The sequence below is a fragment of the Amycolatopsis sp. NPDC003865 genome (assembly GCF_053605345.1).
The window spans coordinates 161,520-185,165 of sequence record NZ_JBSGJA010000009.1 but is presented as its reverse complement, the minus strand read 5'-3'; the positions used below and the strand labels follow the sequence as shown (position 1 = coordinate 185,165).

General features: G+C 71.6%; 24 protein-coding genes. 14 read left to right on the top strand and 10 right to left on the bottom strand.

The genetic code is table 11. The annotated features are described in order from the left end of the window. Positions 1–3 precede the first annotated feature (3 nt). A complete protein-coding gene (locus ACWEVP_RS22485; RefSeq protein ID WP_452064516.1) occupies positions 4–1,257 on the bottom strand; it encodes an MFS transporter in 1,254 nt (417 codons plus the stop codon). 64 nt (positions 1,258–1,321) lie between these two features. Between ACWEVP_RS22485 and ACWEVP_RS22480 the strand changes: the two genes are divergently transcribed. The 3 genes from ACWEVP_RS22480 to ACWEVP_RS22470 are packed head-to-tail and all read left to right on the top strand — an operon-like array spanning position 1,322 to position 4,361. After that, positions 1,322–1,825: an ArsR/SmtB family transcription factor gene (locus tag ACWEVP_RS22480; RefSeq protein ID WP_452064515.1), complete on the top strand. Its 504-nt coding sequence runs from the start codon at positions 1,322–1,324 to the stop codon at positions 1,823–1,825. 42 nt (positions 1,826–1,867) lie between these two features. Further along, on the top strand, positions 1,868–3,310 hold the full coding sequence (gene hflX / locus ACWEVP_RS22475) for a GTPase HflX (protein ID WP_452064514.1): 1,443 nt from the start codon (positions 1,868–1,870) through the stop codon (positions 3,308–3,310). Between the two features lie 52 nt (positions 3,311–3,362). Beyond that, on the top strand, positions 3,363–4,361 hold the full coding sequence (locus tag ACWEVP_RS22470; protein WP_452064513.1) for a hypothetical protein: 999 nt from the start codon (positions 3,363–3,365) through the stop codon (positions 4,359–4,361). A 262-nt stretch (positions 4,362–4,623) separates the two neighbouring features. Here ACWEVP_RS22470 and lexA read toward each other — a convergent pair whose 3' ends face one another. After that, positions 4,624–5,283, bottom strand: coding sequence for a transcriptional repressor LexA (lexA, locus tag ACWEVP_RS22465; protein WP_051736098.1), 660 nt, complete (start codon positions 5,281–5,283; stop codon positions 4,624–4,626). Positions 5,284–5,635: 352 nt separating this feature from the next. Here lexA and ACWEVP_RS22460 point away from each other — a divergent pair, with 352 nt between their 5' ends. The 3 genes from ACWEVP_RS22460 (at position 5,636) to ACWEVP_RS22450 (ending at position 10,312) form a co-directional block, all read left to right on the top strand. Continuing rightward, positions 5,636–6,091: a LysM peptidoglycan-binding domain-containing protein gene (locus ACWEVP_RS22460; protein WP_452064512.1), complete on the top strand. Its 456-nt coding sequence runs from the start codon at positions 5,636–5,638 to the stop codon at positions 6,089–6,091. Positions 6,092–6,969: 878 nt separating this feature from the next. Continuing rightward, complete coding sequence (gene nrdR / locus ACWEVP_RS22455; RefSeq protein ID WP_452064511.1) at positions 6,970–7,464, top strand: transcriptional regulator NrdR; 495 nt, start codon at positions 6,970–6,972, stop codon at positions 7,462–7,464. Between the two features lie 31 nt (positions 7,465–7,495). Further along, a complete protein-coding gene (locus ACWEVP_RS22450; protein WP_452064510.1) occupies positions 7,496–10,312 on the top strand; it encodes a vitamin B12-dependent ribonucleotide reductase in 2,817 nt (938 codons plus the stop codon). Between the two features lie 34 nt (positions 10,313–10,346). Here ACWEVP_RS22450 and ACWEVP_RS22445 read toward each other — a convergent pair whose 3' ends face one another. Together ACWEVP_RS22445 and ACWEVP_RS22440 are read right to left on the bottom strand one after the other, a co-directional pair. Further along, positions 10,347–11,138: an isocitrate lyase/PEP mutase family protein gene (locus ACWEVP_RS22445; RefSeq protein WP_452064509.1), complete on the bottom strand. Its 792-nt coding sequence runs from the start codon at positions 11,136–11,138 to the stop codon at positions 10,347–10,349. A 40-nt stretch (positions 11,139–11,178) separates the two neighbouring features. Then, complete coding sequence (locus ACWEVP_RS22440) at positions 11,179–12,699, bottom strand: FAD-dependent monooxygenase (protein WP_452064508.1); 1,521 nt, start codon at positions 12,697–12,699, stop codon at positions 11,179–11,181. 89 nt (positions 12,700–12,788) lie between these two features. Here ACWEVP_RS22440 and ACWEVP_RS22435 point away from each other — a divergent pair, with 89 nt between their 5' ends. Then, positions 12,789–13,490: a TetR/AcrR family transcriptional regulator gene (locus ACWEVP_RS22435; RefSeq protein WP_452064507.1), complete on the top strand. Its 702-nt coding sequence runs from the start codon at positions 12,789–12,791 to the stop codon at positions 13,488–13,490. Between the two features lie 52 nt (positions 13,491–13,542). On the opposite strand, the gene ACWEVP_RS22430 is transcribed toward ACWEVP_RS22435, so the two are convergent. From ACWEVP_RS22430 to ACWEVP_RS22420, 3 genes are all read right to left on the bottom strand, one after another. Further along, complete coding sequence (locus ACWEVP_RS22430; protein WP_452064506.1) at positions 13,543–14,295, bottom strand: hypothetical protein; 753 nt, start codon at positions 14,293–14,295, stop codon at positions 13,543–13,545. 267 nt (positions 14,296–14,562) lie between these two features. Next, positions 14,563–14,877 (bottom strand): VOC family protein, encoded by a 315-nt coding sequence (locus tag ACWEVP_RS22425; protein ID WP_452064505.1) that lies wholly within the window; start codon positions 14,875–14,877, stop codon positions 14,563–14,565. Then, positions 14,874–15,032, bottom strand: coding sequence for a ribbon-helix-helix domain-containing protein (locus ACWEVP_RS22420; protein WP_364445769.1), 159 nt, complete (start codon positions 15,030–15,032; stop codon positions 14,874–14,876). Before ACWEVP_RS22420 ends, ACWEVP_RS22425 begins: the two co-directional genes overlap by 4 nt. A gap of 101 nt (positions 15,033–15,133) precedes the next feature. Here ACWEVP_RS22420 and ACWEVP_RS22415 point away from each other — a divergent pair, with 101 nt between their 5' ends. Continuing rightward, entirely contained in the window at positions 15,134–15,868 is a 735-nt protein-coding gene (locus tag ACWEVP_RS22415; protein WP_452064504.1) for a ferritin-like domain-containing protein, read from the top strand. On the opposite strand, the gene ACWEVP_RS22410 is transcribed toward ACWEVP_RS22415, so the two are convergent. Continuing rightward, the gene (locus ACWEVP_RS22410; protein WP_452064503.1) at positions 15,865–16,404 is read right to left on the bottom strand and encodes a TetR/AcrR family transcriptional regulator; all 540 of its coding nucleotides are present in this window, start codon (positions 16,402–16,404) and stop codon (positions 15,865–15,867) included. The two genes, ACWEVP_RS22415 and ACWEVP_RS22410, sit on opposite strands and share 4 nt — an antisense overlap. Before the next feature lie 77 nt (positions 16,405–16,481). On the opposite strand from ACWEVP_RS22410, the gene ACWEVP_RS22405 reads away from it, so the two are divergent. Together ACWEVP_RS22405 and ACWEVP_RS22400 are read left to right on the top strand one after the other, a co-directional pair. Beyond that, positions 16,482–17,093 carry an FMN-dependent NADH-azoreductase gene (locus ACWEVP_RS22405; RefSeq protein WP_452064502.1) on the top strand — a complete coding sequence of 204 codons (612 nt, stop codon included), beginning with the start codon at positions 16,482–16,484 and terminating at the stop codon, positions 17,091–17,093. After that, on the top strand, positions 17,093–17,407 hold the full coding sequence (locus tag ACWEVP_RS22400) for a DMT family transporter (protein ID WP_452064501.1): 315 nt from the start codon (positions 17,093–17,095) through the stop codon (positions 17,405–17,407). The genes ACWEVP_RS22405 and ACWEVP_RS22400 overlap by 1 nt, the downstream gene beginning before the upstream one ends. Here the strand turns inward: ACWEVP_RS22400 and ACWEVP_RS22395 are convergent. Then, on the bottom strand, positions 17,397–19,409 hold the full coding sequence (locus ACWEVP_RS22395) for a prolyl oligopeptidase family serine peptidase (protein ID WP_452064500.1): 2,013 nt from the start codon (positions 19,407–19,409) through the stop codon (positions 17,397–17,399). The two genes, ACWEVP_RS22400 and ACWEVP_RS22395, sit on opposite strands and share 11 nt — an antisense overlap. Before the next feature lie 127 nt (positions 19,410–19,536). Here ACWEVP_RS22395 and ACWEVP_RS22390 point away from each other — a divergent pair, with 127 nt between their 5' ends. Continuing rightward, on the top strand, positions 19,537–20,517 hold the full coding sequence (locus tag ACWEVP_RS22390; protein WP_452064686.1) for a neutral zinc metallopeptidase: 981 nt from the start codon (positions 19,537–19,539) through the stop codon (positions 20,515–20,517). Here the strand turns inward: ACWEVP_RS22390 and ACWEVP_RS22385 are convergent. Beyond that, positions 20,510–21,082: a TIGR03086 family metal-binding protein gene (locus ACWEVP_RS22385; protein ID WP_452064499.1), complete on the bottom strand. Its 573-nt coding sequence runs from the start codon at positions 21,080–21,082 to the stop codon at positions 20,510–20,512. The genes ACWEVP_RS22390 and ACWEVP_RS22385 overlap by 8 nt on opposite strands. A gap of 77 nt (positions 21,083–21,159) precedes the next feature. Between ACWEVP_RS22385 and pdxR the strand changes: the two genes are divergently transcribed. From pdxR to ACWEVP_RS22370, 3 genes are all read left to right on the top strand, one after another. Continuing rightward, positions 21,160–22,566, top strand: coding sequence for a MocR-like pyridoxine biosynthesis transcription factor PdxR (gene pdxR / locus ACWEVP_RS22380; protein ID WP_452064498.1), 1,407 nt, complete (start codon positions 21,160–21,162; stop codon positions 22,564–22,566). Next, on the top strand, positions 22,563–23,009 hold the full coding sequence (locus tag ACWEVP_RS22375; RefSeq protein WP_452064497.1) for a hypothetical protein: 447 nt from the start codon (positions 22,563–22,565) through the stop codon (positions 23,007–23,009). Before pdxR ends, ACWEVP_RS22375 begins: the two co-directional genes overlap by 4 nt. 102 nt (positions 23,010–23,111) lie before the next feature. Beyond that, complete coding sequence (locus tag ACWEVP_RS22370; protein ID WP_452064496.1) at positions 23,112–23,543, top strand: CBS domain-containing protein; 432 nt, start codon at positions 23,112–23,114, stop codon at positions 23,541–23,543. Positions 23,544–23,646: the final 103 nt, after the last annotated feature.

The window sequence follows — 23,646 nt, the reverse complement described above, 5'->3', positions numbered from 1 at the left end:
ACTCTAGGCGGCGGGAGAACCGCTTTTCGCTTCGGTCGGCAGGTCGCGCATGTGCCGCAACGGCGAGCACACGACCCACAGGACCGCGGCGGCCTCGCCGGCGGCGGCGACCCAGATCGCGCCGCGCAGCCCGAGTCCCTCGCCGAGCGCGCCACCGAGCAGGCCGCCGAGCGGGATGGTGCCCCAGACGACGAACCGCACGCTCGCGTTCATCCGGCCGAGCAGCCGGTCCGGGCAGATCGCCTGCCGGTAGGAGACCTGCGCGATGTTGTAGATGATGATCCCGAACCCGCTGAAGACGAGCCCGAACCCGGAGAGCCCGAGCCGCCAGTCCGGCGCGGCGAGCGGGACCAGCAGGTAGCCGGGCGCGGTGACCAGCGGGACCAGCCAGATCGCCCGGGACTGGCCGACCCGGCGGGTGACCGCGCCGGAGCAGACCGCGCCGAGGATGCCGCCGGCGCCGCCGACGGCCATGAGCGCGCCCACCGCGGCCGGCGGCAGCCCGACGGTCCGCGTCAGGAACAGCACTTGCACCGCGACGAACGCGCCGTTGAAGAAGTTGGCCGTCGCCGTGGTGCCCACGATCGCCCGCAACGGCTTGTCGGAGAAGACGAACCGCAGGCCCTCGGCGATCTGCGGGAGGAGCCGGGCGTGGCCGTCGCGCCGCGGCGCGGGCTCCGCCGCGCGGATCCGCGCCAGGCACAGCGCCGAGGTGAGGAAGCCGAGGCCGGTGACCAGCACGGTGTTCGCCGCGGTCACCAGCTGGACCAGTACGCCGGCCGCGCTCGGCCCGGCGATCTGCGCGGTCGACTGGACGGCCTGCAGCTTGGCGTTGCCCTCGAGGAGGTGCTCCCGGCCGACGAGCGAGGGCAGGTACGACTGGTAGGCGATGTCGAAGAACACCGTCGCGATGCCGACGAATAACACGACGACGAGCAGCTGGGCGAGCGTCAGCACCCCCGCCCACCAGGCGACCGGCACGCTCAGCAGCAGCGCCGCCCTGGCGAAGTCGGCGGTGAGCATGACCCGGCGGCGGCGCATCCGGTCGACCCACACGCCCGCGGGCAGCCCGATCAGCAGGAACGCGAGCGTCTCGGCCGCGGTGAGCAGGCCCATCTCGAACGGCGTCGCGGCCAGTGTCACCGCGGCCAGCAGCGGGACGGCGGTGTTCCCGATGAACACGCCGAACTGGCTGGCCGTGTCACCGGCGAAGAGCCGCCTGAAGTCGGCGTGGCGGAAGAGCGACCCCCTGTGCATGGCTCCCGAGTCTGGCCGGAGTGATTGGAAACTGTCAATCACTGTTCGTCCTAAGCTGTCCCGCGTGCGCCCCGAGAAACGACGTCCCGCGACCGAAGCCGAGGCCGCCGCGCTGGCCTCCGGAATACGGCTGCGCATCATCCGGTTGACCTTCTCGGAGGCGCTGACGAACAAGGAGCTCGCGCAGCGGCTCGGCCGGGACCCGGCGACGACGCTGCACCACGTGCGCAAGCTCGTCGAGACCGGCTTCCTCGCCGCGCAGCCGCCGCGCCGCGGAGCCCGGGGCGCCAAGGAAATCCCGTATCTTTCGACGGGCCTTTCGTGGACACTCGACTCATGCGGTGACAAGGGCGTGGAACAGGCGGTTCTCGAGGCCTATCTGGCCGAGATCGCCGAGACCGGATTCGAGGGCGTGCACCAGTCGCGCCTGGTCGTCCAGGTGGCCCCCGAGGAACGGGCGGAGTTGGAAACGCGGCTCAACGCCCTGCTCGAGGAGTTCCGTTCGCGTCCCCGCCGTCCCGGCGCGGAACGCACCGCGATCTACCTCGCCACCTATCCCAGCACGTAAAAGTTCGGTTCCCGCGGCGAAACGTGGGAACATGGAGGCACGATGACAGAACTGACACACACCGAAGACCACGACGACGAGCTGTACGACCCCTCGACCGGCGAGATGGAGCTCGAGGACCGCGCTTCACTGAGGCGCGTCGCGGGACTGTCCACGGAGCTCGAGGACGTCACCGAGGTCGAGTACCGGCAACTGCGGCTGGAACGCGTCGTGCTGGTCGGCGTGTGGACCGAGGGCACGGCCCTGCAGTCCGAGGCGTCGCTGGCCGAGCTGGCGCGCCTGGCCGAGACAGCGGGCTCGGAGGTCCTCGAAGGACTCATCCAGCGGCGTCCGAAGCCGGACCCGGCCACCTACATCGGTTCGGGCAAGGTGAAGGAGCTGCGGGACATCGTCTCCGCCACCGGCGCCGACACGGTGATCTGCGACGGCGAGCTCTCGCCGGGCCAGCTGCGGCAGCTCGAGGAGAAGGTCAAGGTCAAGGTCATCGACCGGACCGCCCTGATCCTCGACATCTTCGCCCAGCACGCCCGGTCCAAGGAGGGCAAGGCGCAGGTCGAGCTGGCCCAGCTGCAGTACCTGATCCCGCGGCTGCGCGGGTGGGGTGCGTCGCTGTCCCGGCAGGCCGGTGGGCGTGCCGGCGGCGCGAACGGCGGCGTCGGCCTGCGTGGTCCCGGTGAGACGAAGCTCGAGACCGACCGGCGGCGGATCAACAAGCGCGTGGCGAAGCTGCGTCGCGAGATCGCCGCCATGGACACCATCCGCGAGACCAAGCGCGGGCGGCGGCTGGCCAACGAGGTGCCCAGCGTGGCGATCGTCGGCTACACCAACGCCGGCAAGTCGAGCCTGCTCAACGCGCTGACCGGGGCCGGGGTGCTGGTGGAGGACGCGCTGTTCGCCACCCTCGACCCGACCACGCGGCGCGCGCAGACCGCGGACGGCCGCGGCTACACGCTGACCGACACCGTCGGGTTCGTGCGGCACCTGCCGCACCAGCTGGTGGACGCGTTCCGCTCGACGCTAGAGGAGGCCGCGGACGCGGACCTGCTGCTGCACGTGGTGGACGGGTCCGACCCGGCGCCGGAGGAGCAGGTCAGCGCCGTGCGCGAGGTGCTCGGCGAGATCACCCGCAAGCGCAAGGAACCGCTCCCGCCGGAGCTGCTGGTGATCAACAAGATCGACGCGTCCGACGAGGTCAGCCTCGCCCGGCTGCGGCACGCGCTGGCCGGCTCGGTGCCGGTGTCGGCGCGGACCGGGGCGGGTATCGCGGAGCTCGTCGACGTGATCGCCGACCGCCTGCCGCGGCCGGAGGTCACGGTCGACGTCCTGGTGCCCTACTCGCGCGGCGAGCTGGTCGCGCGGGCGCACGCGGACGGCGAGGTGCTCGAGGAGGAGCACGCCGAGGACGGCACGCGCCTGCTGGTGCGGGTCCGCCCGGACCTCGCGGCGGCTTTGCGCGAGTACGAGACCAACTCGACCAGGGCCTGACACGTCTCCGTAGTGTGCGGACAGGGAGTCCGCACACTACGGAGGTGGCTGGGTGCGCTGGGTGGTCGTTCTCGTCTTCATGGCCGTGCTGGGCGCGGCGGTGCCCGCGTCGGCCGCCGAGGCGCCCCAGCCGTTGTGCACGATGAAGGATCCGCGCATCGGCGAGCTGTCCGGCCTGGTGTCGGACGGTTCGAAGCTCTACGCGATCAACGACGGCGGCAGCAAGGTCCAGGTGTTCGTGCTCGGGCGCGACTGCAAGGTCCAGAAGGTCCTGACGGATCGCACAGACCCCTTCGACGTCGAGGACCTGGCCCGGACCCCGGACGGCACGCTGTGGCTGTCGGACACGGGCGACAACAAGAAGGGGCGGCTGACGGTCGCTCTGCTGGAGCTGAGCCCGGCGGGCAAGCTGACGCTGCACCGGCTCACCTACCCGGACGGGCAGCACGACACCGAAGCGCTGATCATGGACAAGGCGGGGACGCCGTACCTGATCACCAAGGACATCCTGGGCGAGGCGAAGGTGTACCGGCCGCAGGGGCCGTTGGGCAGCCCGGGGCCGACGAACCTGGAGAAGGTCGGCACGGTGAAGATCGCGACGACGGACACCCAGGGCGGCCCGGTCGGGTCGATCGGTTCGGTGCTGGTGACGGGCGGCGCGTCTTCGGCCGACGGAACTGTCGTGGCGTTGCGGACCTACACGGACGCTTATCTGTATTCGGCGCCCGACGGCGACGTGCTGGCCGCGTTGCAGCGGACACCGGTCCGGATCCCGTTGCCGGGGGAGAAGCAGGGCGAGGCGATCGCGTTCGACCCCGACGGGACGCTGCTGTCGGGGAGCGAAGGGGTGGGCGAGCCGATCCGTGCGGTGCGTGGGGCGGCCGCCTCGGCGCCTGCGCCTTCTTCGGACACGAAGCCGGCTTCGAGCGCGGGCGGTGAGTCCGGTTCGGACGGTGGGGGAGTGCCGGTGCTGCCGGCGGCGGGGATCGCGGTGGCGGTGGTGGGGCTGGGCTGGTTCGGGTTCAGCAGGCTGCGCCGCCGGAGGGGCTGAGCGCGGTCCGCCTTGGGGCCGCTCGCGCCGTCTGGTGTCCACCAGGGATCGTCCTTCGCGCGGTGCGGGGCGCGGCCGTCGGGCCGCGCAGTCCTGCGCACCGCGCGAAGGAAACCTCGGCCGGCGCGGTGGCGGACAGGGCCGGGCTTCCTGTCCATCCCCGCGTCGCGGCCGGGCTCGCTTCCCGATCCCGGCTCCCCACAGCCGAAGATCATCCGATCCGGTGAACCTCCCGGGCCGTGCGAAAACCCGGGAGCACCTCTCACAACCGGCGCAGCACCGCCACGACCTTGCCGAGCACCGTGGCGTCGTCGCCGGGGATCGGCTCGTACGCCTCGTTGTGCGGCATCAGCCAGATGTGGCCGCCCTTGCGCTTGAACGTCTTGACCGTGGCCTCGCCGTCGATCATCGCCGCGACGATCTCGCCGTTGTCCGCGTCCGGCTGCTGGCGGACCACGACCCAGTCGCCGTCGGTGATGGCCGCGTCGACCATCGAGTCACCCGTGACCTTCAGCAGGAACAGCTCGCCCTCGCCGACGATCTCCCGCGGCAGCGGGAACACGTCCTCGATGGCCTGCTCGGCCAGCACCGGGCCACCGGCGGCGATCCGGCCGACCAGCGGCACGTACGCCGCCTTCGGCATGACCGGCTGCTGGTCCATCTCGATGCCCATGGGGTTGTCGTCGGTCGCCGAGAGCACGCCCACCGCGCGGGGCCGGTTCGCGTCCCGGCGCAGGTATCCCTTGCGCTGCAGGGCACGCAGCTGGTGCGACACCGACGACGTCGACGTCAGCCCCACGGCCTCGCCGATCTCGCGGACGCTCGGCGGGTAGCCGAACCGGCTCACCCAGGAGCGGATCACGTCGAGGACCTGCTGCTGGCGGACGGTGAGGGTCTCGTCCACGTCGTACACCTCGGGCATGGGGTGCACGCTGCCCCCGGGGGACCCACTGGTCCTGCCCGCCTTGTTCTCCTTCGCCACTGCGTCGCCTCCCAGACGTTCGCTGCACGTATCGCGCGCCGGCCGCCACCCGCCGGGTGCGGGCAGCCTCGCCGGCGGCATCTGCCCGGCAGATGCCCTGGTCACCGACGTTAGCCCCCGGGCACGACGATTTCAAACATCTGTTCGATCGACACGCCGTGTCCGCTCGATTTTGTCGGTGGTAGGTGGTAGACCTTCGCACGGGCGTTCGATAGAACGCTTGTTCGACCTTGATCCACGGGCCGGCACCGGCCCCGGAAACGGGCGGACACAGGGTTTCGAGGAGGTTCGGATGTCCATTCTGGCCGAACGCGGGCACGCCCGCCCGGCGACCCCGGTCCCGGCACAGCCCCGTCCCGTCCGCGTGCTGCGCGGCCGCCGCGGCGAGGTCCAGCGCCCGCCGACACGCGCACGGGTCGTGGCGGGCCGCCGCCCGGCGGGCGCACCCTGCGCGGCGCCCCGCCGGGTCCCGGTGCGCTGGCCGTGGCTGGCGGCGCTGGCGGTGGCGAGCTGCCTGGTGGTGACGGGTCTGGGGCTGGTCGGCGGCGGCACGGCGAGCGCGCCGGTCCCGGCGCAGACGGCCACGGTGTCGGTGGGCCAGGGCGACACGCTCTCCTCACTGGCGGCGAGGTTCGCGCCGGACAGCGACCCGGGCGCGGTCGTGGCCCGGATCAAGGAGCTGAACCGGCTGGACGATGCCGTGCTGGTGCCTGGCCTGCCGCTGACGGTCCCGGTTTCGGCGCCGTGACCACCCGCTCGCTCCCGGGCGGGGGTGAGCGGTCGAGGTGATGGCTCCGGCCGAGCCGGGTGCTCGGCCGTTGCTGCGATGGCTGCCGTGCGTGAGTGGTGCGCTGCTTCGCCGCTGGGATGGGTGCCGGGCGTGAGTGTGTGCCGGTTGGCCGCTGGGATGGGTGCCGTGCGCGAGTGGTGCGCCGCTTGGCCGCTGGGGTGGTTGCGGGCGTGAGTGCTGCGCTGGCCTGTCGCCAGGATGGTTGCCGGGCGTGAGTGTGTGCCGGTTGGCCGCTGGGATGGGTGCCGTGCGCGAGTGGTGCGCCGGTTGGCCGCTGGGACGGTTGCCGGGCGGCGAGTGTGTGCCGGCCCGTCGCCGGGGTGATTGCCGGGCGCGAGTGGTGCGCCGGGCCCGCCGCCGGGATGGTGGTTCCGAGCCGTCCTGTCCCCGTCGAGCGCCGCGAACACCGTCCACGAGATCACCCGCTCCGGTGAAACCGCCGATCCGTCCACCCGGTCCGGACCCCCGGCGAGAGCGCCCCGCCGCGCCACCCGAACAGACCAACCCGGCTCCGACCAGGGCGACCACCCCGCAGCCCCTCGGTGCCGCCGCGCCACCCCCGTGGAAAGCGCCACCCGGCCCTCACCCGGGCGGGTCCGGCACCGGCCGCGTCGCTTGCGCACACCCTCGCCGCGTTCTACGCTCGCCCGCTATATGTAGTAGTTACACCGCTGTAGTTGGTCCACAGGTTGGGGTAGACTGGGCAGCAGTTGTCCACAGCTGGTCGGCTTTTACCCACCGGATGTCCACAAAACGATCACCAGGTGCAGGGGTGCATGGTGGCCGCGGGGACGTCGACCGCGGGCAGCCGGCGAGGAGGGGAAGGTGATCGGCGGATGAGGTGCCCGTTCTGCCGGCATGCGGACTCCCGGGTCGTCGACTCCCGAGAGGTGGATGAAGGCCAGGCGATCCGCCGGCGGCGCTCGTGCGCGTCGTGCGGACGGCGGTTCACGACTTCGGAGACGATGGTGCTCGCCGTCGTCAAGCGGTCCGGGGTCACCGAACAGTTCAGCCGGGACAAGGTGGTGAGCGGCGTCCGCCGCGCCTGCCAGGGCAGGCCGGTCGACGACGACGCGCTGCAGCAGCTCGCGCAGCGCGTGGAGGAGTCGATCCGCTCCGCCGGGCTGGCGGAGATCCCGAGTCACGAGGTCGGCCTGGCCATCCTGGGCCCGCTGCGTGAGCTCGACGGGGTCGCCTACCTCCGGTTCGCCAGCGTCTACCGCTCCTTCTCCTCGGTCGAGGACTTCGAGAAGGAGATCGCCGACCTTCGTGAGGCCATAGCGGGTTCTGCTGCCCAGGGAGACAGCGATCAGCGAGCAGACGGCGCTTAGCCGTTCCGCTGCGGGAGTGAGGGTTCGACCGATGACCGAAACCGTGGGAACCGGGACCGGCACGGCCGCCGGCAAGAAGAGCAAGGCAGCCGGCGGGCTGAGCGTGAAGCGCGTCTTCACCACCGAGGGGAAGCACCCCTACGACCAGGTGACCTGGGAACAGCGCGACGTCGTGATGACGAACTGGCGCGACGGCTCGGTCAACTTCGAGCAGCGCGGCGTGGAGTTCCCCGACTTCTGGTCGGTCAACGCCACCAACATCGTCACCAGCAAGTACTTCCGCGGCGCCGTCGGCAGCCCGCAGCGCGAGCGCAGCCTCAAGCAGCTCATCGACCGCGTCGTGAAGACCTACGTCAAGGCCGCGCGCGACCACGGCTACTTCGCCTCGCCGCAGGACCTCGAGATCTTCGAGCACGAGCTCACCTGGATGCTGCTGCACCAGGTCTTCAGCTTCAACTCCCCGGTGTGGTTCAACGTCGGCACGGCGTCGAAGCAGCAGGTCAGCGCCTGCTTCATCCTCGCCGTCGACGACACCATGGAGTCGATCCTCAACTGGTACCGCGAGGAGGGCCTGATCTTCAAGGGCGGCTCCGGCGCGGGCCTGAACCTCTCCCGCATCCGCTCCTCCAAGGAACTGCTGACCTCCGGCGGCACCGCGTCCGGCCCGGTCTCGTTCATGCGCGGCGCCGACGCGTCCGCGGGCACCATCAAGTCCGGCGGCGCCACCCGGCGCGCGGCGAAGATGGTCGTGCTCGACATCGACCACCCCGACATCGAAGAATTCGTCCAGACGAAGGCCCGCGAAGAGGAGAAGATCAAGGTCCTCCGCGACGCCGGGTTCGACATGGACCTCTCCGGCGCGGACATCTCCTCCGTGCAGTACCAGAACGCGAACAACTCGGTCCGCGTGTCCGACGAGTTCATGCAGGCGGTCGAGAACGGCACCGACTTCGGCCTGCGCGCCCGGCTCACCGGCGAGGTCATCGACCGGACCGACGCGAAGAAGCTGTTCCGCAGCGTCGCCCAGGCCGCGTGGGAGTGCGCCGACCCCGGCATCCAGTACGACGGCACGATCAACGACTGGCACACCTGCCCCGAGTCGGGCCGGATCACCGCTTCGAACCCGTGCAGCGAGTACATGCACCTCGACAACTCGAGCTGCAACCTCGCGTCGCTGAACCTGCTCAAGTTCGTCACGCCCGAGGGCACGTTCGACGCGCCGCTGTTCGCGCGCGCCGTCGAATTCGTCATCACGGCGATGGACGTCTCGATCTGCTTCGCGGACTTCCCGACCGAGCCGATCGCCGACACCACGCGCAAGTTCCGCCAGCTCGGCATCGGCTACGCGAACCTGGGCGCGCTGCTGATGGCGCTGGGCCACGCGTACGACTCCGACGGCGGCCGCGCGCTCGCCGCGGCGATCACGTCGCTGATGACCGGCGTTTCCTACCGCCGCTCGGCGGAGCTGGCCCAGGTCGTCGGCGCGTACGAGGGCTACGCGCGCAACGCCGAGTCGCACCAGCGCGTGATGCGCAAGCACGCGGCGGCGAACGAGCTCGTCCGCACCTACCACGCCAACGACGCCGCGGTCCGCGCGCTGGCGACGGAGGAGTGGAAGAAGGGCATCGACATCGGCACGAAGCACGGCTGGCGCAACGCGCAGGCGTCGGTGCTCGCGCCCACCGGCACCATCGGCTTCATGATGGACTGCGACACCACCGGGATCGAGCCGGACTTCTCGCTGGTGAAGTTCAAGAAGCTCGTCGGCGGCGGTTCGATGCAGATCGTCAACCAGACCGTGCCGCGCGCGCTGACCGCGCTCGGCTACCAGGACGAGCAGGTCGAGGCGATCGTCGAGTACGTGGCGCAGCACGGCCACGTCGTCGACGCGCCGGGCTTGCGCCCGGAGCACTACGAGGTGTTCGACTGCGCGGTCGGCGAGCGGTCGATCGCGCCGATGGGACACGTCCGGATGATGGCCGCGGTGCAGCCGTTCCTGTCGGGCGCGATCTCGAAGACGGTCAACATGCCGGAGTCGGCGACGGTCGAAGAGGTCGAGGAGATCTACTTCCAGGGCTGGAAGCTCGGCCTCAAGGCCCTCGCGATCTACCGCGACAACTGCAAGGTCGGCCAGCCGCTGTCGACGGCCAAGAAGGAAACGGCGGTCGCCGAACCGGAGAAGGTCGTCGAGTACCGGCCGGTCCGCAAGCGCCTGCCGAAGAAGCGCCCGAGCCAGACGGTGTCGTTCACGGTCGGCGGCGCGGAGGGCTACCTGACGGCGGGCTCGTACCCGGACGACGGCCTCGGCGAGATCTTCGTCAAGCTCGGCAAGCAGGGTTCGACGCTGGCCGGCGTGATGGACGCGTTCTCGATGTCGATCTCGGTGGGCCTGCAGCACGGCATCCCGCTCGAGTTCTACGTTTCGAAGTTCTCGAACCTGCGCTTCGAGCCGGCGGGCATGACCGACGACCCGGACATCCGCATCGCGACGAGCGTGATGGACTACCTGTTCCGCCGCCTGGCCCTCGACTACCTGCCGTACGAAAAGCGTTCGCAGCTGGGCATCCTCTCGGCGGACGAGCGCTCGGCGGAGGTCGAGGCCACCTACGGCGGCACGCCGAACGTCGACCTCGAGGCACTGAGCACCACAGTGGACTCCTCGCCGGAGCCGCACGCGGGGGAACCGGAGCACCCGCACCGCGAGGCCCAGACGACGACGGAGCTGATGGAGCTGCGCCTGGGCAAGGCGGCGGACGCCCCGCTGTGCATGACGTGCGGAACGAAGATGCGCCCGGCAGGCTCGTGCTACGCGTGCGAAGGCTGCGGAGCGACGTCCGGCTGTAGCTGACGCTCTCCGCTGACCCGGGTGGACGCCACCCGGGTCAGCGGAACGCCTGCTGCAGCTCGGAAACCGGCGGCAGGTCGGCGACGAACCCGAACCGCCCGGCGAGCATCTCGCGTGCACCGTCCACGAAGGACTTCAGCGCCAGCCGGGACAGCGCCGCGCCGATGCTGACGCGGCGGACTCCGATCTCGGCCAGCTGCTCCAGCGTGATCGACGGGTCCGCGAACCCCATCACCACGTTGACCGGCTTGCCGACCGACGAGACGACCGCGCGGATCTCCTCGAGCGTCCGCAAGCCCGGCGCGTACAGCACGTCCGCGCCCGCCTCCTCGAACGCCTGCAGCCGCTTGATCGTGTCGGCCAGGTCGTTGACGCCCAGCCACAGGTTCTCGCAGCGGGCCGTCAGCACCACCGAACGCGCCCGTGCCGTCTCGACCGCCGCGCGGACCCGGTCCACCGACAGCCCGAATTCGTAGATCGGCGTGGCGCGATCGCCCGTGTGGTCCTCGATCGACGCGCCCACCGCGCCCGCGTCGGCGGCCGCGGCGATCGTCTTCGCCGCTTCGGCCGGGTCGTCGGCGAACCCGTTCTCGAGGTCCGCGTTCACCGGCAACGGCGTCGCCTCGGCGATCTCCCGGACGTTGGCGAGGATTTCCGCCCGGGTCGCCCGGTGCCGGCCCACCACGTTGGCCACGCCCAGGCTCGTGGTCGCCAGGGCCGGGAACCCGAGGTGGGCCAGCAGCCGGGCCGTTCCGGCGTCCCACGGGTTCGGCAGCAGGAAGGGCTCGGGCCGCTCGTGCAGGGCCCGGAAGTCGTCGGCGGTCGTCATGCGTTCAGCTTCCTCCCGCGACGGCCGCCGGACAACGGCCTCAGCGGGCGAGCACCCGCGCCACCGCCCCCGCCAGCTCCTCCGGTCGCCCGCGCCAGGCGATGAAGTGGTCCGGCCGCACCAGCACCGCGCCGCCGTCCTCGATGCCCGTGGCGCGCAACCAGTCTTCGTCCTCGACGACGTGGACGTCGAAATCACCCGTCCGTGGCCAGTCACGGCCGGGCCCGGCGAGCAGCGTGAGCCGACGGCCGACCAGATCCACTGTGGACAGATCGGCGGCGAGCCAGGCGTGGGGCACCCGGGACCCGGGCGTCCCGTCGAGCACGACGTCCTCAGTGGACGGCAGGCCGGGCCGGGCGCCGAGCACCGCGGCCGAGTCGTAGCGGTACCCGAGGTGGACGACCGGCGCGTTGACCACGCCCGCGGCGGCGCGGGCGGCGGCCGCCGCGGGGCCCTGCTCCCAGTGCAGGCGAGGATCTTCCAGCCGGCGCAACGCCTGGTCGAGCGCCAGCGCCGCCACCGGACGGCGTTCGGCCTCGTAGGTGTCCAGCAGCGCCGGGCCCGCGGTGCCGTCGAGGACCGCGGCCAGCTTCCACGCCAGGTTGTGCGCGTCGGCAATGCCGGTGTTCGCGCCGAACGCCCCGAGCGGCGGCACCGCGTGGGCCGCGTCGCCGGCGAGGAACACCCGCCCGGCGCGGAACCGGTCCGCCAGCAGCCCGCGCACCCGCCACGGCAGCACGCTCAGCACCTCCACGGCGAGGTCCGGGACGCCGACCGCGGCCCGGATCAGCGCGACGCACCGCGCGGGCGGAAACGCCTCCACCGGCTCGTCGCCGAGCTCGGTGTGGAAGATCCAGTCCTTCTCGGCGTCGACGGTCACCAGCATCCCGGGCGCGTCCGGTGTCGTGATCGTGCAGTTCGCGAAGTGGTGGCCCTTCGTGTACGGCGTCAGGTCGGCGCGGAACAGGATGTTGAGCAGCGGCTGTCCGAGCGCGCCCGGGCCCGTCGTGCCGATGCCGAGCGCCGACCGCACCTCGCTGCGGCCACCGTCGGCCGCGACCAGGTAGTCCGCGCGCTCGGTCCGCCGCCCGCCCGGGCCGTCGAGGACCGCGGTGACGCCGGTGGCGTCCTGCTCGACCGAGACGAGCGTCGTCGAGTACTCGACCGTCGCGCCGCGTTCGCGCGCCGCGGTCAGCAGTACCGAGTCGAGCCGGTCCTGCGGGCAGGTGCCGCGCAGCACGCACGGGCTGTGCCGGGACGCGGCGACGTTCGGGCTGTTCGGCGTGGCGGGCGGGGTGTCGGGCAGCTCCGCGGTGGCCAGGGTGACCGCGGAGATCTTGCCGAGACTGGCGGCGCGCCGGACGGCGACCGCCTCGACCGCGTCGGCGATCCCCGCCTGGCGGAAGAACTCCAGGGTCCGGAAGCCGAGACCGGTGGCGCGCGGGTGCGCGGACGGCCCGTCGGCGCGTTCGACGACGAGCGCGGGCACGCCGTGGCAGGCGAGGAAGAGCGCGGTGGACAGGCCGACGGTGCCGCCGCCGGCGACGAGGACGCGAGACATGGTGACCCCCATATGGCTACGGTGTTCTCACTACGGATACACCGTAGCCACTCCGGTACGCTGTTCGCAACGACGACGGGAGGACGACGATGGCGGACGAGCCGGCGCTGGTCTGGGCCAAGGAGCGGCGGAGCCCGCGGCGCCAGGCCCCGAGCGTCGAGCAGATCGTGCGGACGGCGATCGCGATCGCGGACGCGGAAGGCCTGCCCGCGCTCTCGATGCGGCGGGTCGCGGCGGACCTCGGCTCGGGCACGGCGTCGCTCTACCGCTACGTCGCGAGCCGCGACGAGCTGCTGGACCTGATGATCGACGAGGTCAAGGGCGCCGAGCGCACCGAGCTCACCGGCGACTGGCGCGCGGACCTCGCGAGCGTCGCGCACCAGGTCCGCGCGACGCTGCTGCGGCACCCCTGGCTGAGCGGCGAGATTCCCGGCCGCCCGGCACTGGGCACGAACTCGCTACGCCGGCACGAAGCCGCCCTCGCGGCGGCGGCGGCGCTGACCGGTGACATCACCTTCGCGGCGGGAGCGGTGGACGTGGTGCTCGCGTACGTCTTCGGCACGGTGACGCAGGAGCTGGCGGAGCTGCAGGCCCAGCGCCGGTCCGGATTGACGAAGGAGCAGTGGCAGGCGAGCGTGGGCCCGTACATCCGCGAAGTCATCGCGAGCGGCGAGTACCCGCAGTTCTCCCGCCGGGTGGTCGAGGGGGAGGAGCGGACCGCCGAGGAGGTGTTCGAGTTCGGGCTGGCCTGCGTGCTCGACGGCATCGCGGCCCGCGCGCCGCGGCGCTGAACGCGCACGAGCCGGGCCCACGTCCGCGGGCCCGGCTCGCGCGGTCACGAGGTCAGCTGTCGTAGTCCTCGTCGTAGTCCTGCCAGCCGTGGTCGCCGGCGTCGGCGTCGGCGTCGGCTTCCGCGGTCACCGAGTGCACGGCCGTGCCGCCGGTGCCGGCCGCCGCGTACCAGTTGTGGTAGCCGGCGTACCCCGGCACGGCCAGCGAGTGGACGCCCTCGGACGACGCGCCGTCGGGGCCGGCCGTCAGGTGGCCCGAGTCGTAGGCGGCGTAGTGATCGCCGGCGTGACTCGCGATGTGTGTCGAGGACGCGCCGTCGGCGCCGGCCCAGTGGGCCTGCTGGACGTAGCCGGCGTCGTCATCGTCGTCGTCATCGGTGTCGGTGTCGGCCGCCGGCTGTGAGTGGGTGACGTGCTCCGCGGGCTCCACCGGGTCGGGATGGGCCACGGCGTGGTGGTGGACGTGGTGGGTCACGGCCGCGTCGTCGGTCGAGTCGCCGTCGTCCCCGTCGGTGTCGTCGCCGGTGCCGGACTCCTCGCTGTGGACCACGCCCGCGCCGCCGATGCCGGCATAGGCGCCGTCGGTCTCCGACCAGTGGTGGCCCCACCAGCCGGTACCACCCTCGGTGTCGGTCGTGGCAGCGCCGCCGATCCCGGCGTAGCTGCCGGAGGTTTCGAAGTGGCTCCAAGGGGTCCAGGGCTCATAGGGGCCGTCGAGCGGGCCGGCCGACGAGGGGCCGGCGATGACGAGGGAAATCGGCACCGCGAATGCGCCCGCCAAGGCGAGTCGACGCAATGTGGACATGAGTGATCGGGGTTCCTTCCTGGCTGCGGCTCCCGGGAATTCTCGGGGTTTCCGGGTGCCGGGACAGAACATCTGCCCACTTCGGACGGTACCCGGCAATCCGGCCAGCTGACCTGCATGGATACCCGATCGGTGCGGCGAACCCGCCCGCCGGAGGACAACGGCGGAAAAGCGCTGAAACAGCGTAGGCCGGACGCGAAATGCTGTCGGCGTGAATAGCGTGAAATCACACGCTCAGGTAGTCCGGCGTTTATCCCGGAAGGCGCTTCAGCGGTCGGCCTGCAGGATCCACTCCCGCCCGTCGGGGTCGCGCACGGTCATCTCGCGCGTCCCGAAGTGGGTGTCCTCGAAGGGTGAGACGACCTCGACGTCGGGCGTGACCTCCTTGCCTTTGAGAACGATCTTCATCCCGGTCGGCCGGCTTTCGGGCACCTCGGCGACGAAGACGTAAGGCCCGTCGCCGTTGCGCAGCAGCCCCGAGTTGTGGTCGGTGGCGAAGTCGAGTTCGAACCCGAGGGCCTGGAAGAACTGGGCGGCCTTGCCCCAGTTGTGGGTCTCGAGGTACACGGCTTCGATGGTCATCGCTGGTCTCCTTCGGTCTTGGCCAGGTACTGGCGCAGGGCATCGGTCACGAGGGCCGACAGGGATTGGCCGTGGTCGACGGCGTGGTGCTTGACCTCCCGGATCAGGTCCACGGGGAGGTACACGTTGAACTGCTTGACGTCCTTGTCCGCCATGACAGCATGCTAGCATTATAGATAGCTAGCGCGTCAACTTTCACCGGATCTCCACCGGACCCGCCCGGGAAGTCCACGACCGCACGGCATCATCGACCCCGATGAACTGGTTGCGGGAATTCGAAGCGGAAGCCGAACGCCGACGCCAACGGGACGACCCTCCCTGGGCGCGCGGGGCCCGGCTTCACCCCGACGTCGCGAAAAGCGTGCAGCGGTTCCAGGTCGGCGAAGCCGGTGATGGCGCCAACCTCATCGCGAAGGCCGGCGACGGCGACTACCTCGCCGCCGTCAAGCTGTTCGTCGCCGAGGAGCAGAACCACGCGCGCATGCTCGCCGAACTCCTGCGCGCCGCCGGGGTGCCGACGATAGAGCGGCACTGGTCCGACACCGTGTTCGTCCGGCTGCGGCGGGCCCTCGGGCTGCGGCTGGAGCTGATGGTCCTGCTCATCGCCGAGGTCGTCGCGCTGCGGTACTACCGCGCCCTGCGCGACGGCGGCGGCGACCCGCTCCTCACGCAGGTCGCGGGCCGGATCCTCGCCGACGAAGAGCGGCACGTGCCCTTCCACTGCCACCGCCTGCGGATCGGGTTCGCCGGCCTCCCGAAACCCGTGCGCGCCGCGGTGTTCGGTGCCTGGCGGGTGCTGCTGCTGGGCGTCGCGGTCACGGTCGCCGCCGACCACGGCCCGGCGCTGCACCGGCTCGGCGTCGGACGGCTCGTCTTCGTCGCCGACGTGCTCACCGCCTTCGAAGCCGCGCTCGCGCGGATCCGGGGTGACGAGCCGAAACCGAAGACGCGGTACGTCCCGAAGCGAGCCCGGCCGCGGGGCCTCGTCTAAAGCAGGCGAGCCAGTTCGCGAAGCGACGCCGTGATCCGCTCCGGCGTCACGCCCAGCGCGCGCTGGTGCAGGTACAGCTCCGGCGCGAGCGGGGCCAGCAGGACGTCGGCCAGGACGTCGGGGTCCGGGGTGTCCGCCGCCAGGACGCGCACGTGCGTGCGCCAGAAGCCGTACGCGCCCGTCGTGAAGCGGGAGTGGCCCACCTCCGTGCCCAGCACCAGCGGCGCGTGCCGCTCCAGCAGCTCCACCATCGCCGCGTAGAACGCCGCCAGCCGCTCGGCCGGCGGCGCGCCCGGGCCCAGGGGCGGGTCGCCGCGCAGCAGGGACTCCTGGAGCCGGCGTTCGTGCTCGTCCAGCAACGCGACCGCGATCGCCGCGCGGTCCGGATAACGACGGTAGAGCGTGCCGCGGCCGACGCCGGCCGCGCGGGCGATGTCCTCCATCGTCACGTCGGCCGCGCCGCGGGCGGTGAACAGCTCCTCCGCCGCCTCGAGGATCTTCGCGCGGTTGCGGGCCGCGTCGGCGCGTTCGGGCATGGCGGCAGCCTAGGGAATAAGCGGACGAAGCGTCCAGTTGACCTCAAGCGGACACCGCGTCCACTTGAGGAGGAACCGTGACCCACCTGCTGCACCTCGACTCCAGCGCCCGCCGCACGTCGTTCTCGCGCGAGCTGACCGCGCGCTACGCCGCGACCTGGGACGGCACCCGCACCTACCGCGACCTCGCCGCCGACCCCGTCCCGGTGATCGGCGAGGCGTGGACCGAGATCTGCGACGCCCTGCTCACCGCCGGCATCACCGATCCCGCGCACTACGCCGACGTCGTCGAAACGCCCTCGCAGAAGCAGGCCTGGGCGATCGTCGAGCCGCTGCTGGCCGAGCTGCTCGAAGCCGACGTCGTCCTGATCGGCGCGCCGATGTACAACTTCTCGATCCCGGCCGCGCTCAAGACGTGGATCGACCAGGTGACGTTCCCGCGTATGTCGCTGCGCGGAAAGGCATTCGTCATCGCCGGCGCCCGCGGCGGTACGTACGCGCCGGGCACGCCGAGAGCACCGTTCGACCACCACGAGCACTACCTGCGCGACTTCATCGCCGGGCACTACGACGTCGACGACGTCCGGTTCGTGCACGCCGAGCTGACCAACGCGCTCGTCGACCCGCACCTCGCCCCGCGCGACGGCGAACGGAAAGCGTCGCGCGAAGCGGCCTTGAAGGCGCTCTGATGGGCTGGGTGACGCTCGTCGCGGCCGGGCTCGTCGAGATCGCCTGGTCGCAGAGCATCAAACCGACCGAGAACTTCACCCGGCCTTGGCCGACGCTCCTGTGCTTCGTGCTCGGCGCCGCCGCCGTCTACCTGCTTTCGCGCGCGATGGACACCGTCCCGGTGGGCACCGCCTACGCGGTGTTCACCGGGATCGGCGCCGTCGGCGCGATCGTGCTCGGCGTCGTCGTGACCAAGGACCCGCTCAGCGTCGGCCGGGTCGCCGCGCTGGCCCTGATCGTCGGCGGCGTCGTGCTGGCTCGCGTCACTTCGTGAGCTGCTCCCAGAGGAACTCGAACACCAGCGCCCACTTGAACGCCAGCTGCTCGTTGTCCGCCGCGGCGCCGTGGCCGCCTTCGATGTTCTCGTGGTAGCGGACGTCGTGCCCCTGCTCACGCATGCGCGCCACCATCTTGCGGGCGTGAGCGGGGTGCACGCGGTCGTCGCGCGTCGACGTCACGAACAGCGACGGCGGATAATCGCGTCCACTGTGGACGTTCTGGTACGGCGAGTACTTCGCGATGTACTCCCACTCCGCTGCCTCGTCGGGGTCGCCGTACTCGGCCATCCACGACGCGCCGGCCAGCAGCAGGTGGTAGCGGCGCATGTCCAGCAGCGGCACCTGGCTGACGATCGCGCCGAACCGGTCCGGGTACCGCGTCAGCATGACGCCCATCAGCAGGCCGCCGTTGCTGCCGCCCTGGATCCCCAGCTTCTCCGGCGTCGTGATGCCCCGGGAAACCAGGTCCGCGGCCACCGACGCGAAGTCCTCGTACACGCGGTGGCGCTCGGCCTTGATCGCCTGCGTGTGCCAGCCCGGCCCGTACTCGCCGCCGCCGCGGATGTTCGCGACGACGTACGTGCCGCCGCGCGCGAGCCAGCCGCGGCCGATCATCCCGCTGTAGGACGGCGTCAGCGAAACCTCGAAGCCGCCGTAGCCGGTCAGCAGCGTCGGGCCGCCTTCGGCGCCGGACGGCCGGACGACGAAGTACGGGATCTTCGTGCCGTCCTCCGACGTCGCGAAATACTGCGCGACGCTCATGCCCGAAGCGTCGAAGAACGCCGGCGCCTGCTTCAGGACTTCGACCTCTTCGCCGACGTGGCCGTAGCTGAGCGTCGACGGCTGGAGGAAGCCGCTGGAGTTGAGCAGGTACTCGTCGCTGACGTCGGGATCGGTGTCGAAGATGTCGGCGCTGCCGAACTCCGGCCCGCCCGCCAGGGGCTCCTCGGTCCAGCCGTCCGGGCCCGGGGTCAGGGTGCGCAGCTCGGTGCGGACGTCGCGCAGGGTGCCGAGCAGCAGATGGTTCCGTGTCCAGGCCCAGTAGTCGAGCGACGTGTGCGCGTCGGGCGTGAACAGCGTCGTGAAGTCCCGGGCGCCCGCCATGAAGTCGTCGAACCGGATGCCGATCAGCGACCCGGCCGGGTGGTCCACGCCGCCGACGTTCCAGCCCGTGCGCGGCCGCACCAGCAGCCATTCGCGGTGGATCGACGCGCTCGCGTCGTCGGGGACGTCGATCTTGACCAGCGCGTCGGGCGTCCGCAGGTACAGCTCGGAGCGGTAGAAGTCGATCGCGCGGCTGACGAAGTCGCGTTCGAAGCCTTCGGTCGGGTCGTGGGACGCGCCGATCGAGACGTCGTCGGGCTTGCCCTCGTAGACCGTGACGGCTTCTTCCAGCGGCGTGCCGCGGCGCCACTCCTTGGCCAGCCGCGGGTAGCCGGAGCTGGTCAGCGTGCCTTCGCCGAAGTCGGTGCCGATGTAGACGCGGTCCTCGTCGATCCAGCCGATCCGCGTCTTCGCCTCCGGTACGGTGAAACCGCCCTCGACGAACTCGTGGGCGTCGAGGTCGAACTCGCGCACGACCGTGGCGTCCGCACCGCCGCGCGAGAGCTCGACCAGGCCGCGCCGGTAGTCCGGCCGCAGCACGGTCGCGCCCTGCCAGACCCAGTTCTCGCCCTCGGCCTCGGCGAGTGCGTCGACGTCGATCAGCAGCTCCCACTCCGGTTCGGGCCGCCGGTAGGACTCCAGCGTCGTCCTCCGCCACAGGCCGCGCGGGTGGCTCGCGTCCTGCCAGAAGTTGTAGAGGAACTCGCCGCGGCGGCGGACGTACGGGATCTGGTCGTCGGCGTCGAGCACCTCGCGCAGCTCGTCACGCAGCTCGGCGAAGCGCGCGCCCCGGGTCAGTTCGGCCAGCGTCTCGTCGTTGCGGGCGCGCACCCAGCCGAGCGCGTCGTCGCCGGTCACGTCTTCCAGCCACAGGTAAGGGTCCTCGACACTCATGCCGACAGTTTCGTACGTCAAAGGTCCTGGTGGCCACCGGGACGTGTTCCCGTTTCGTGATCCTTCCCTCTCCGGCGGTCCGTATGCTGGTGCCATTGAGCAGGGGGAGAACGTGAACGACGACGGAATGTCCGGTTTTCCCGCGCCGTCGGCCGGGGACCGGTCGCCGGAACCCGCGTGGGCCCCGGAACCGAACCCCTGGGCACCGAACTGGGCCGCCGCGCCACCCGTCCCGATCGCCCCGCCGCGCAGCCGGCTCTGGGGCGCCGTCGCCGGGGTCCTCGTCGTCGTGCTGGCGATCTCCCTGATCGCGGCCACCATCCCGCACCGCGTCGACGGGCACGCGTACGTGGCCCAAGGCGTCGACACCGGCCGCGCGTACAGCGGCGGTTCGGACGGCAAACCCGCGAAGCCGGTGCCCGAGCTGGCGCGCAACCCGCTGTTGTCGGCCGGCATCACGCCCGGGCCCGCGACGTGCGCGCTGCCCGACCTCGGCCGGGCGGCCGCGCAGCTCAAGGCCTACTACGGCGCGCTCGTCGACTGCCTGGAGCAGTCGTGGCGCCCGGCGCTGCGGCAGGCGAACGAGCCGACGCTGACCGCCACGGTCTCGGTGACGCTGCCCGAGCACAGCGCGTGCGGCTCGGCGCCGTCGGAGAGCGAAGCCGTCGCCTACTACTGCGGCGGCGACACCACGATCTACGCCCCGACCGACTGGATGCTCTCGGACGCCGGGCTCAACAAGGCCCGCCACATCGCGACGATCGCCCACGAGTACGGCCACCACGTGCAGCGCGAGAGCGGCATCCTGGCCGCGGCGGCGGACAAGATGACCTCGCCGAACGAGGACAGCGCGGCCGACAAGGAGGTCGTCCGCCGGATCGAACTGCAGGCGAACTGCTTCGGCGCGCTGTTCCTCGCCGCGGTCGCGGGCACGGGCTCGATCAGCCGGTCGCTGGCGAACGCCGCCGTCGCCGACTACGGCCGCGCGAACGACAGCGACACGCACGGCTCGCGCGAGCACCAGCTGTCGTGGGGGAAAGCCGGCTACGAGGGCAAGAACACCAAGGCGTGCGACACGTGGAGCGCCGCGCCCGCCGACATCAGCTGACGGTCCACGCCGGATCGCGGCCGAGCAGGGCGAGGAACCGGTCGAGCTCGCTCGCGTCCGGTCCGATCGCGACGCTGTGGGCGAAGGAGCCGTTCTCCTCGCGGCCTTCGTCGGGAATCCGCTCGGCCAGCCGCAGGGCGGCGCGCACGGCTTCGGCGTCGGGTTCGTAGGGGAGGCCCAGCGCCCGGGCCAGGTCCCAGCCGTGCGCGACGGTGTCGACGAGGTGCATGTGCGCGGCGATCGTGCCCGGGAACGTGCCGAAGTGGTTGATCGTGAGCTGCCGCTCCAGCACGGTGTCGTCGGCGAAGGCTTCGAGGAAGTCGTCGACGGACGCCCGGTAGGCCGCGACGGCGTCGTTGCCGAGGTCGCCGGCGTCCCAGTCCGGGGCCGAGCCGTCGCGGGCCGCCGTCGCGAAGGCGTGGTTCTCGCTGACCTGGTGGCGGAGGAGGTCTTCGAGAGTCCAGCCGGCGCACGGGGTCGGGCGTGAGAAGTCTTCCGGCTTGGCGGCGGCGACGGTCTTGTCGAGGACGAGCAGGGTGCGGCGGTCGAGTTCGCGGAGATCCATGCCTCGCACGGTAGGCGGGGGAGCGGACCACGGACAGTGCCAAATCCCGGCCAACCCCGGTGTGCCAATCTGGAGGCGTGGACGTCCACATCGACCTGACCGGGAAGCGCGGGCACCGCGACGCGATCTACCGGCAGCTGCGCGCGGCGATCCTGGACGGCCGGATCCGGCCCGGCGAGGCGCTGCCGCCGACGCGGGAGCTGGCGCAGCGGCTGGCGGTCTCCCGGACGACGGTCAGCGCGGCCTACGACCGGCTCACCGCCGAAGGGTTCCTCGCCGCGCGCGTCGGCGCGGGCACCTTCGTCACGGCGCCGTCCCTGACCCGCCCGCCGCCGTCCTCGGTTTCGGGGGTCCGCCCGCTGCCGGAGTGGGACGCGGTGCCGGCGCCGCCCGCACCGTTCGCGCCGGCGCCCGAGTTCGACTTCCGGCCCGGCGTCCCGGACCTCACGCGGTTCCCGTTCGACACGTGGCGCCGGCTCGTCACGCAGCGGCTGCGCGCGGGCCAGGCCGACCTGATGACCTACGGCGACCCGCAGGGGCTCGCTTCGCTTCGTGAGGAGATCGTGCGGCACATCGGGGTGTCGCGGGACGTCCGGGCCGGCGCGGCACAGGTCGTCGTCACCGCCGGTGCCCAGCAGACGACGGACCTGGTCGGGCGCGTGCTGCTGCGGCCGGGTGACGTGGCCGCCGTCGAAGACCCCGGCTACCCGCCGCCGCGGCTGGTGCTGGAGGCCCGTGGGGTGCGGGTCGCGCCGGTGCCGGTGGACGCGTCCGGGATCGTCGTCAACGCGATCCCGGCGGAGGCCCGGCTGGTGTACGTGACGCCGTCGCACCAGTACCCGCTGGGGCTGTCGATGTCGCTGGAGCGGCGGCTGGAGCTGCTGGACTGGGCCGAGCGGCACGACGCCGTGCTCGTCGAGGACGACTACGACACCGAGTTCCGCTACACCGGGCGGCCGCTGGAACCGTTGCACAGCCTGGATTCCCGCGGCCGCGTGGTGTACGTCGGGTCGTTTTCGAAGGTGCTTTCGCCGGCGTTGCGGCTGGGGTTCCTGGTCGCGCCGCCGTCGCTGGTGCCGGCTCTGGTGAAGGCCCGGTACCTCACGGACTGGCACGCGCCGAGCGTCGAGCAGGCGGCGCTGGCGGCGTTCATGGCCGAGGGCGGCTTCGCGCGGCACGTCCGGCGGATGCGGAAGGTCTACCGCGAGCGGCACGAGCTGCTGTCGTCGCTTCTTCCGGGCTTCGGCTTCTTGACGCCGTTGCCGTCTTCGGCCGGCCTGCACGTGAGCGCGGTGTCCTCGTCGGACCTCTCGCCTCTGGTGCGCCGCGCCCGGCACGCCGGCGTCCGGCTGTACTCGCTGGGGGACTTCGCGGTGGGCGAGCGTCGGCACGGGCTCGTGTTCGGTTACGGTGCGGTCGCGACGGAGCGGATCGGGCCGGGACTGGCCCGGCTGCGCGAGCTGGCGGACGGGGGAGCGGCGTGACCGACGACGTGATGGTGGCGATCGACGCCGGCCTGCGACAGCACATCGGCGGCGACCGCGAGGGCGCGTACGCGACGTTCACGCAGCTGTGGGCGTCGATCGGCGAGGACGGCGACCCGCTGCACCGCGTCGCGCTGGCGCACCACATGGCCGACGTGTGCGACGACCCGGCGGAGGAGCTGGAGTGGGACCTGCGCGCGCTGGCGGCGGCGGACTCGCTGACCGACTCGCGGGCCCAGGAGTACCACTCGTCGCTGGCGGTGCGCGGGTTCTACCCGTCGCTGCACCTCAACCTGGGCGAGGACTACCGCAAACTGGGCGACCTGGCCGCGGCGCGCGAGCAGCTGCGACTGGCCAGGGCCCGCTTGGACGCCCTGGGCGACGACGACTACGCGGCAGGCATCCGCTCGGCTTTGGACGGCCTGGCCGAACGCCTCGGCTGAATCGGTTCGAATACCACGAGGACGCCCCGTTTGCCGGACTTTCGCACGGGTCCCGGCACCCTTACCCTGTGGTGATCCAGCTCACCGACGGGAAGGATCGCCATGCGGATTGCGGATCTGCTGCGCAAGAAGGGGTCGGCGGTCGCGACGGTCACCCCGGAGACCACGGTGACCGCGCTGCTGGCCGGCCTGGCCGACCACAACGTGGGCGCGATGGTGGTCGTGTCCCCGGACGGATCGATAGCGGGCATCGTGTCGGAACGAGACGTGGTCCGGCGGTTGAACGAGCACGGTCCGGGTCTGTTGGACGGCCCGGTGTCGGAGATCATGACGAAGCTGGTGGCGAGCTGCACCCCGGACGATTCGGTGGACCAGCTGTCGGTGCTGATGACGGAGCGCCGGATTCGGCACGTGCCGGTGCTGGCCGATGGACGGTTGGCGGGGATCATCTCCATCGGGGATGTCGTGAAGAACCGGATGGAGCAGCTGGAGAAGAGCCAGGAACAACTGGAGGCGTACATCTCCCAGGGCTGACGGCTCAGCGGGTGGGCTGGGCAAGGACGGCCTGCGAGCTTCAACTGCTCTTCCCCAGCCTTTCCCTCTCTTCTGGCCCAGGGTTCAACCCGAGTGCGCTGTC

Excerpts from the sequence above, each read along its gene's own strand:
- ACWEVP_RS22370 (WP_452064496.1), top strand. The coding sequence starts at position 23,112 with ATGCGGATTGCGGATCTGCTGCGCAAGAAGGGGTCGGCGGTCGCGACG.
- ACWEVP_RS22445 (WP_452064509.1), bottom strand. The coding sequence starts at position 11,138 with ATGACGACCGCCGACGACTTCCGGGCCCTGCACGAGCGGCCCGAGCCC.
- lexA (WP_051736098.1), bottom strand. The coding sequence starts at position 5,283 with ATGCCCGAGGTGTACGACGTGGACGAGACCCTCACCGTCCGCCAGCAG.
- ACWEVP_RS22400 (WP_452064501.1), top strand. The coding sequence starts at position 17,093 with ATGGGCTGGGTGACGCTCGTCGCGGCCGGGCTCGTCGAGATCGCCTGG.
- ACWEVP_RS22435 (WP_452064507.1), top strand. The coding sequence starts at position 12,789 with ATGGCGGACGAGCCGGCGCTGGTCTGGGCCAAGGAGCGGCGGAGCCCG.
- ACWEVP_RS22390 (WP_452064686.1), top strand. The coding sequence starts at position 19,537 with ATGTCCGGTTTTCCCGCGCCGTCGGCCGGGGACCGGTCGCCGGAACCC.
- ACWEVP_RS22450 (WP_452064510.1), top strand. The coding sequence starts at position 7,496 with ATGACCGAAACCGTGGGAACCGGGACCGGCACGGCCGCCGGCAAGAAG.
- nrdR (WP_452064511.1), top strand. The coding sequence starts at position 6,970 with ATGAGGTGCCCGTTCTGCCGGCATGCGGACTCCCGGGTCGTCGACTCC.
- ACWEVP_RS22410 (WP_452064503.1), bottom strand. The coding sequence starts at position 16,404 with ATGCCCGAACGCGCCGACGCGGCCCGCAACCGCGCGAAGATCCTCGAG.
- ACWEVP_RS22385 (WP_452064499.1), bottom strand. The coding sequence starts at position 21,082 with ATGGATCTCCGCGAACTCGACCGCCGCACCCTGCTCGTCCTCGACAAG.
- ACWEVP_RS22460 (WP_452064512.1), top strand. The coding sequence starts at position 5,636 with ATGTCCATTCTGGCCGAACGCGGGCACGCCCGCCCGGCGACCCCGGTC.
- ACWEVP_RS22395 (WP_452064500.1), bottom strand. The coding sequence starts at position 19,409 with ATGAGTGTCGAGGACCCTTACCTGTGGCTGGAAGACGTGACCGGCGAC.
- ACWEVP_RS22440 (WP_452064508.1), bottom strand. The coding sequence starts at position 12,699 with ATGTCTCGCGTCCTCGTCGCCGGCGGCGGCACCGTCGGCCTGTCCACC.
- ACWEVP_RS22420 (WP_364445769.1), bottom strand. The coding sequence starts at position 15,032 with ATGGCGGACAAGGACGTCAAGCAGTTCAACGTGTACCTCCCCGTGGAC.
- ACWEVP_RS22430 (WP_452064506.1), bottom strand. The coding sequence starts at position 14,295 with ATGTCCACATTGCGTCGACTCGCCTTGGCGGGCGCATTCGCGGTGCCG.
- ACWEVP_RS22425 (WP_452064505.1), bottom strand. The coding sequence starts at position 14,877 with ATGACCATCGAAGCCGTGTACCTCGAGACCCACAACTGGGGCAAGGCC.
- ACWEVP_RS22485 (WP_452064516.1), bottom strand. The coding sequence starts at position 1,257 with ATGCACAGGGGGTCGCTCTTCCGCCACGCCGACTTCAGGCGGCTCTTC.
- ACWEVP_RS22415 (WP_452064504.1), top strand. The coding sequence starts at position 15,134 with ATGAACTGGTTGCGGGAATTCGAAGCGGAAGCCGAACGCCGACGCCAA.
- hflX (WP_452064514.1), top strand. The coding sequence starts at position 1,868 with ATGACAGAACTGACACACACCGAAGACCACGACGACGAGCTGTACGAC.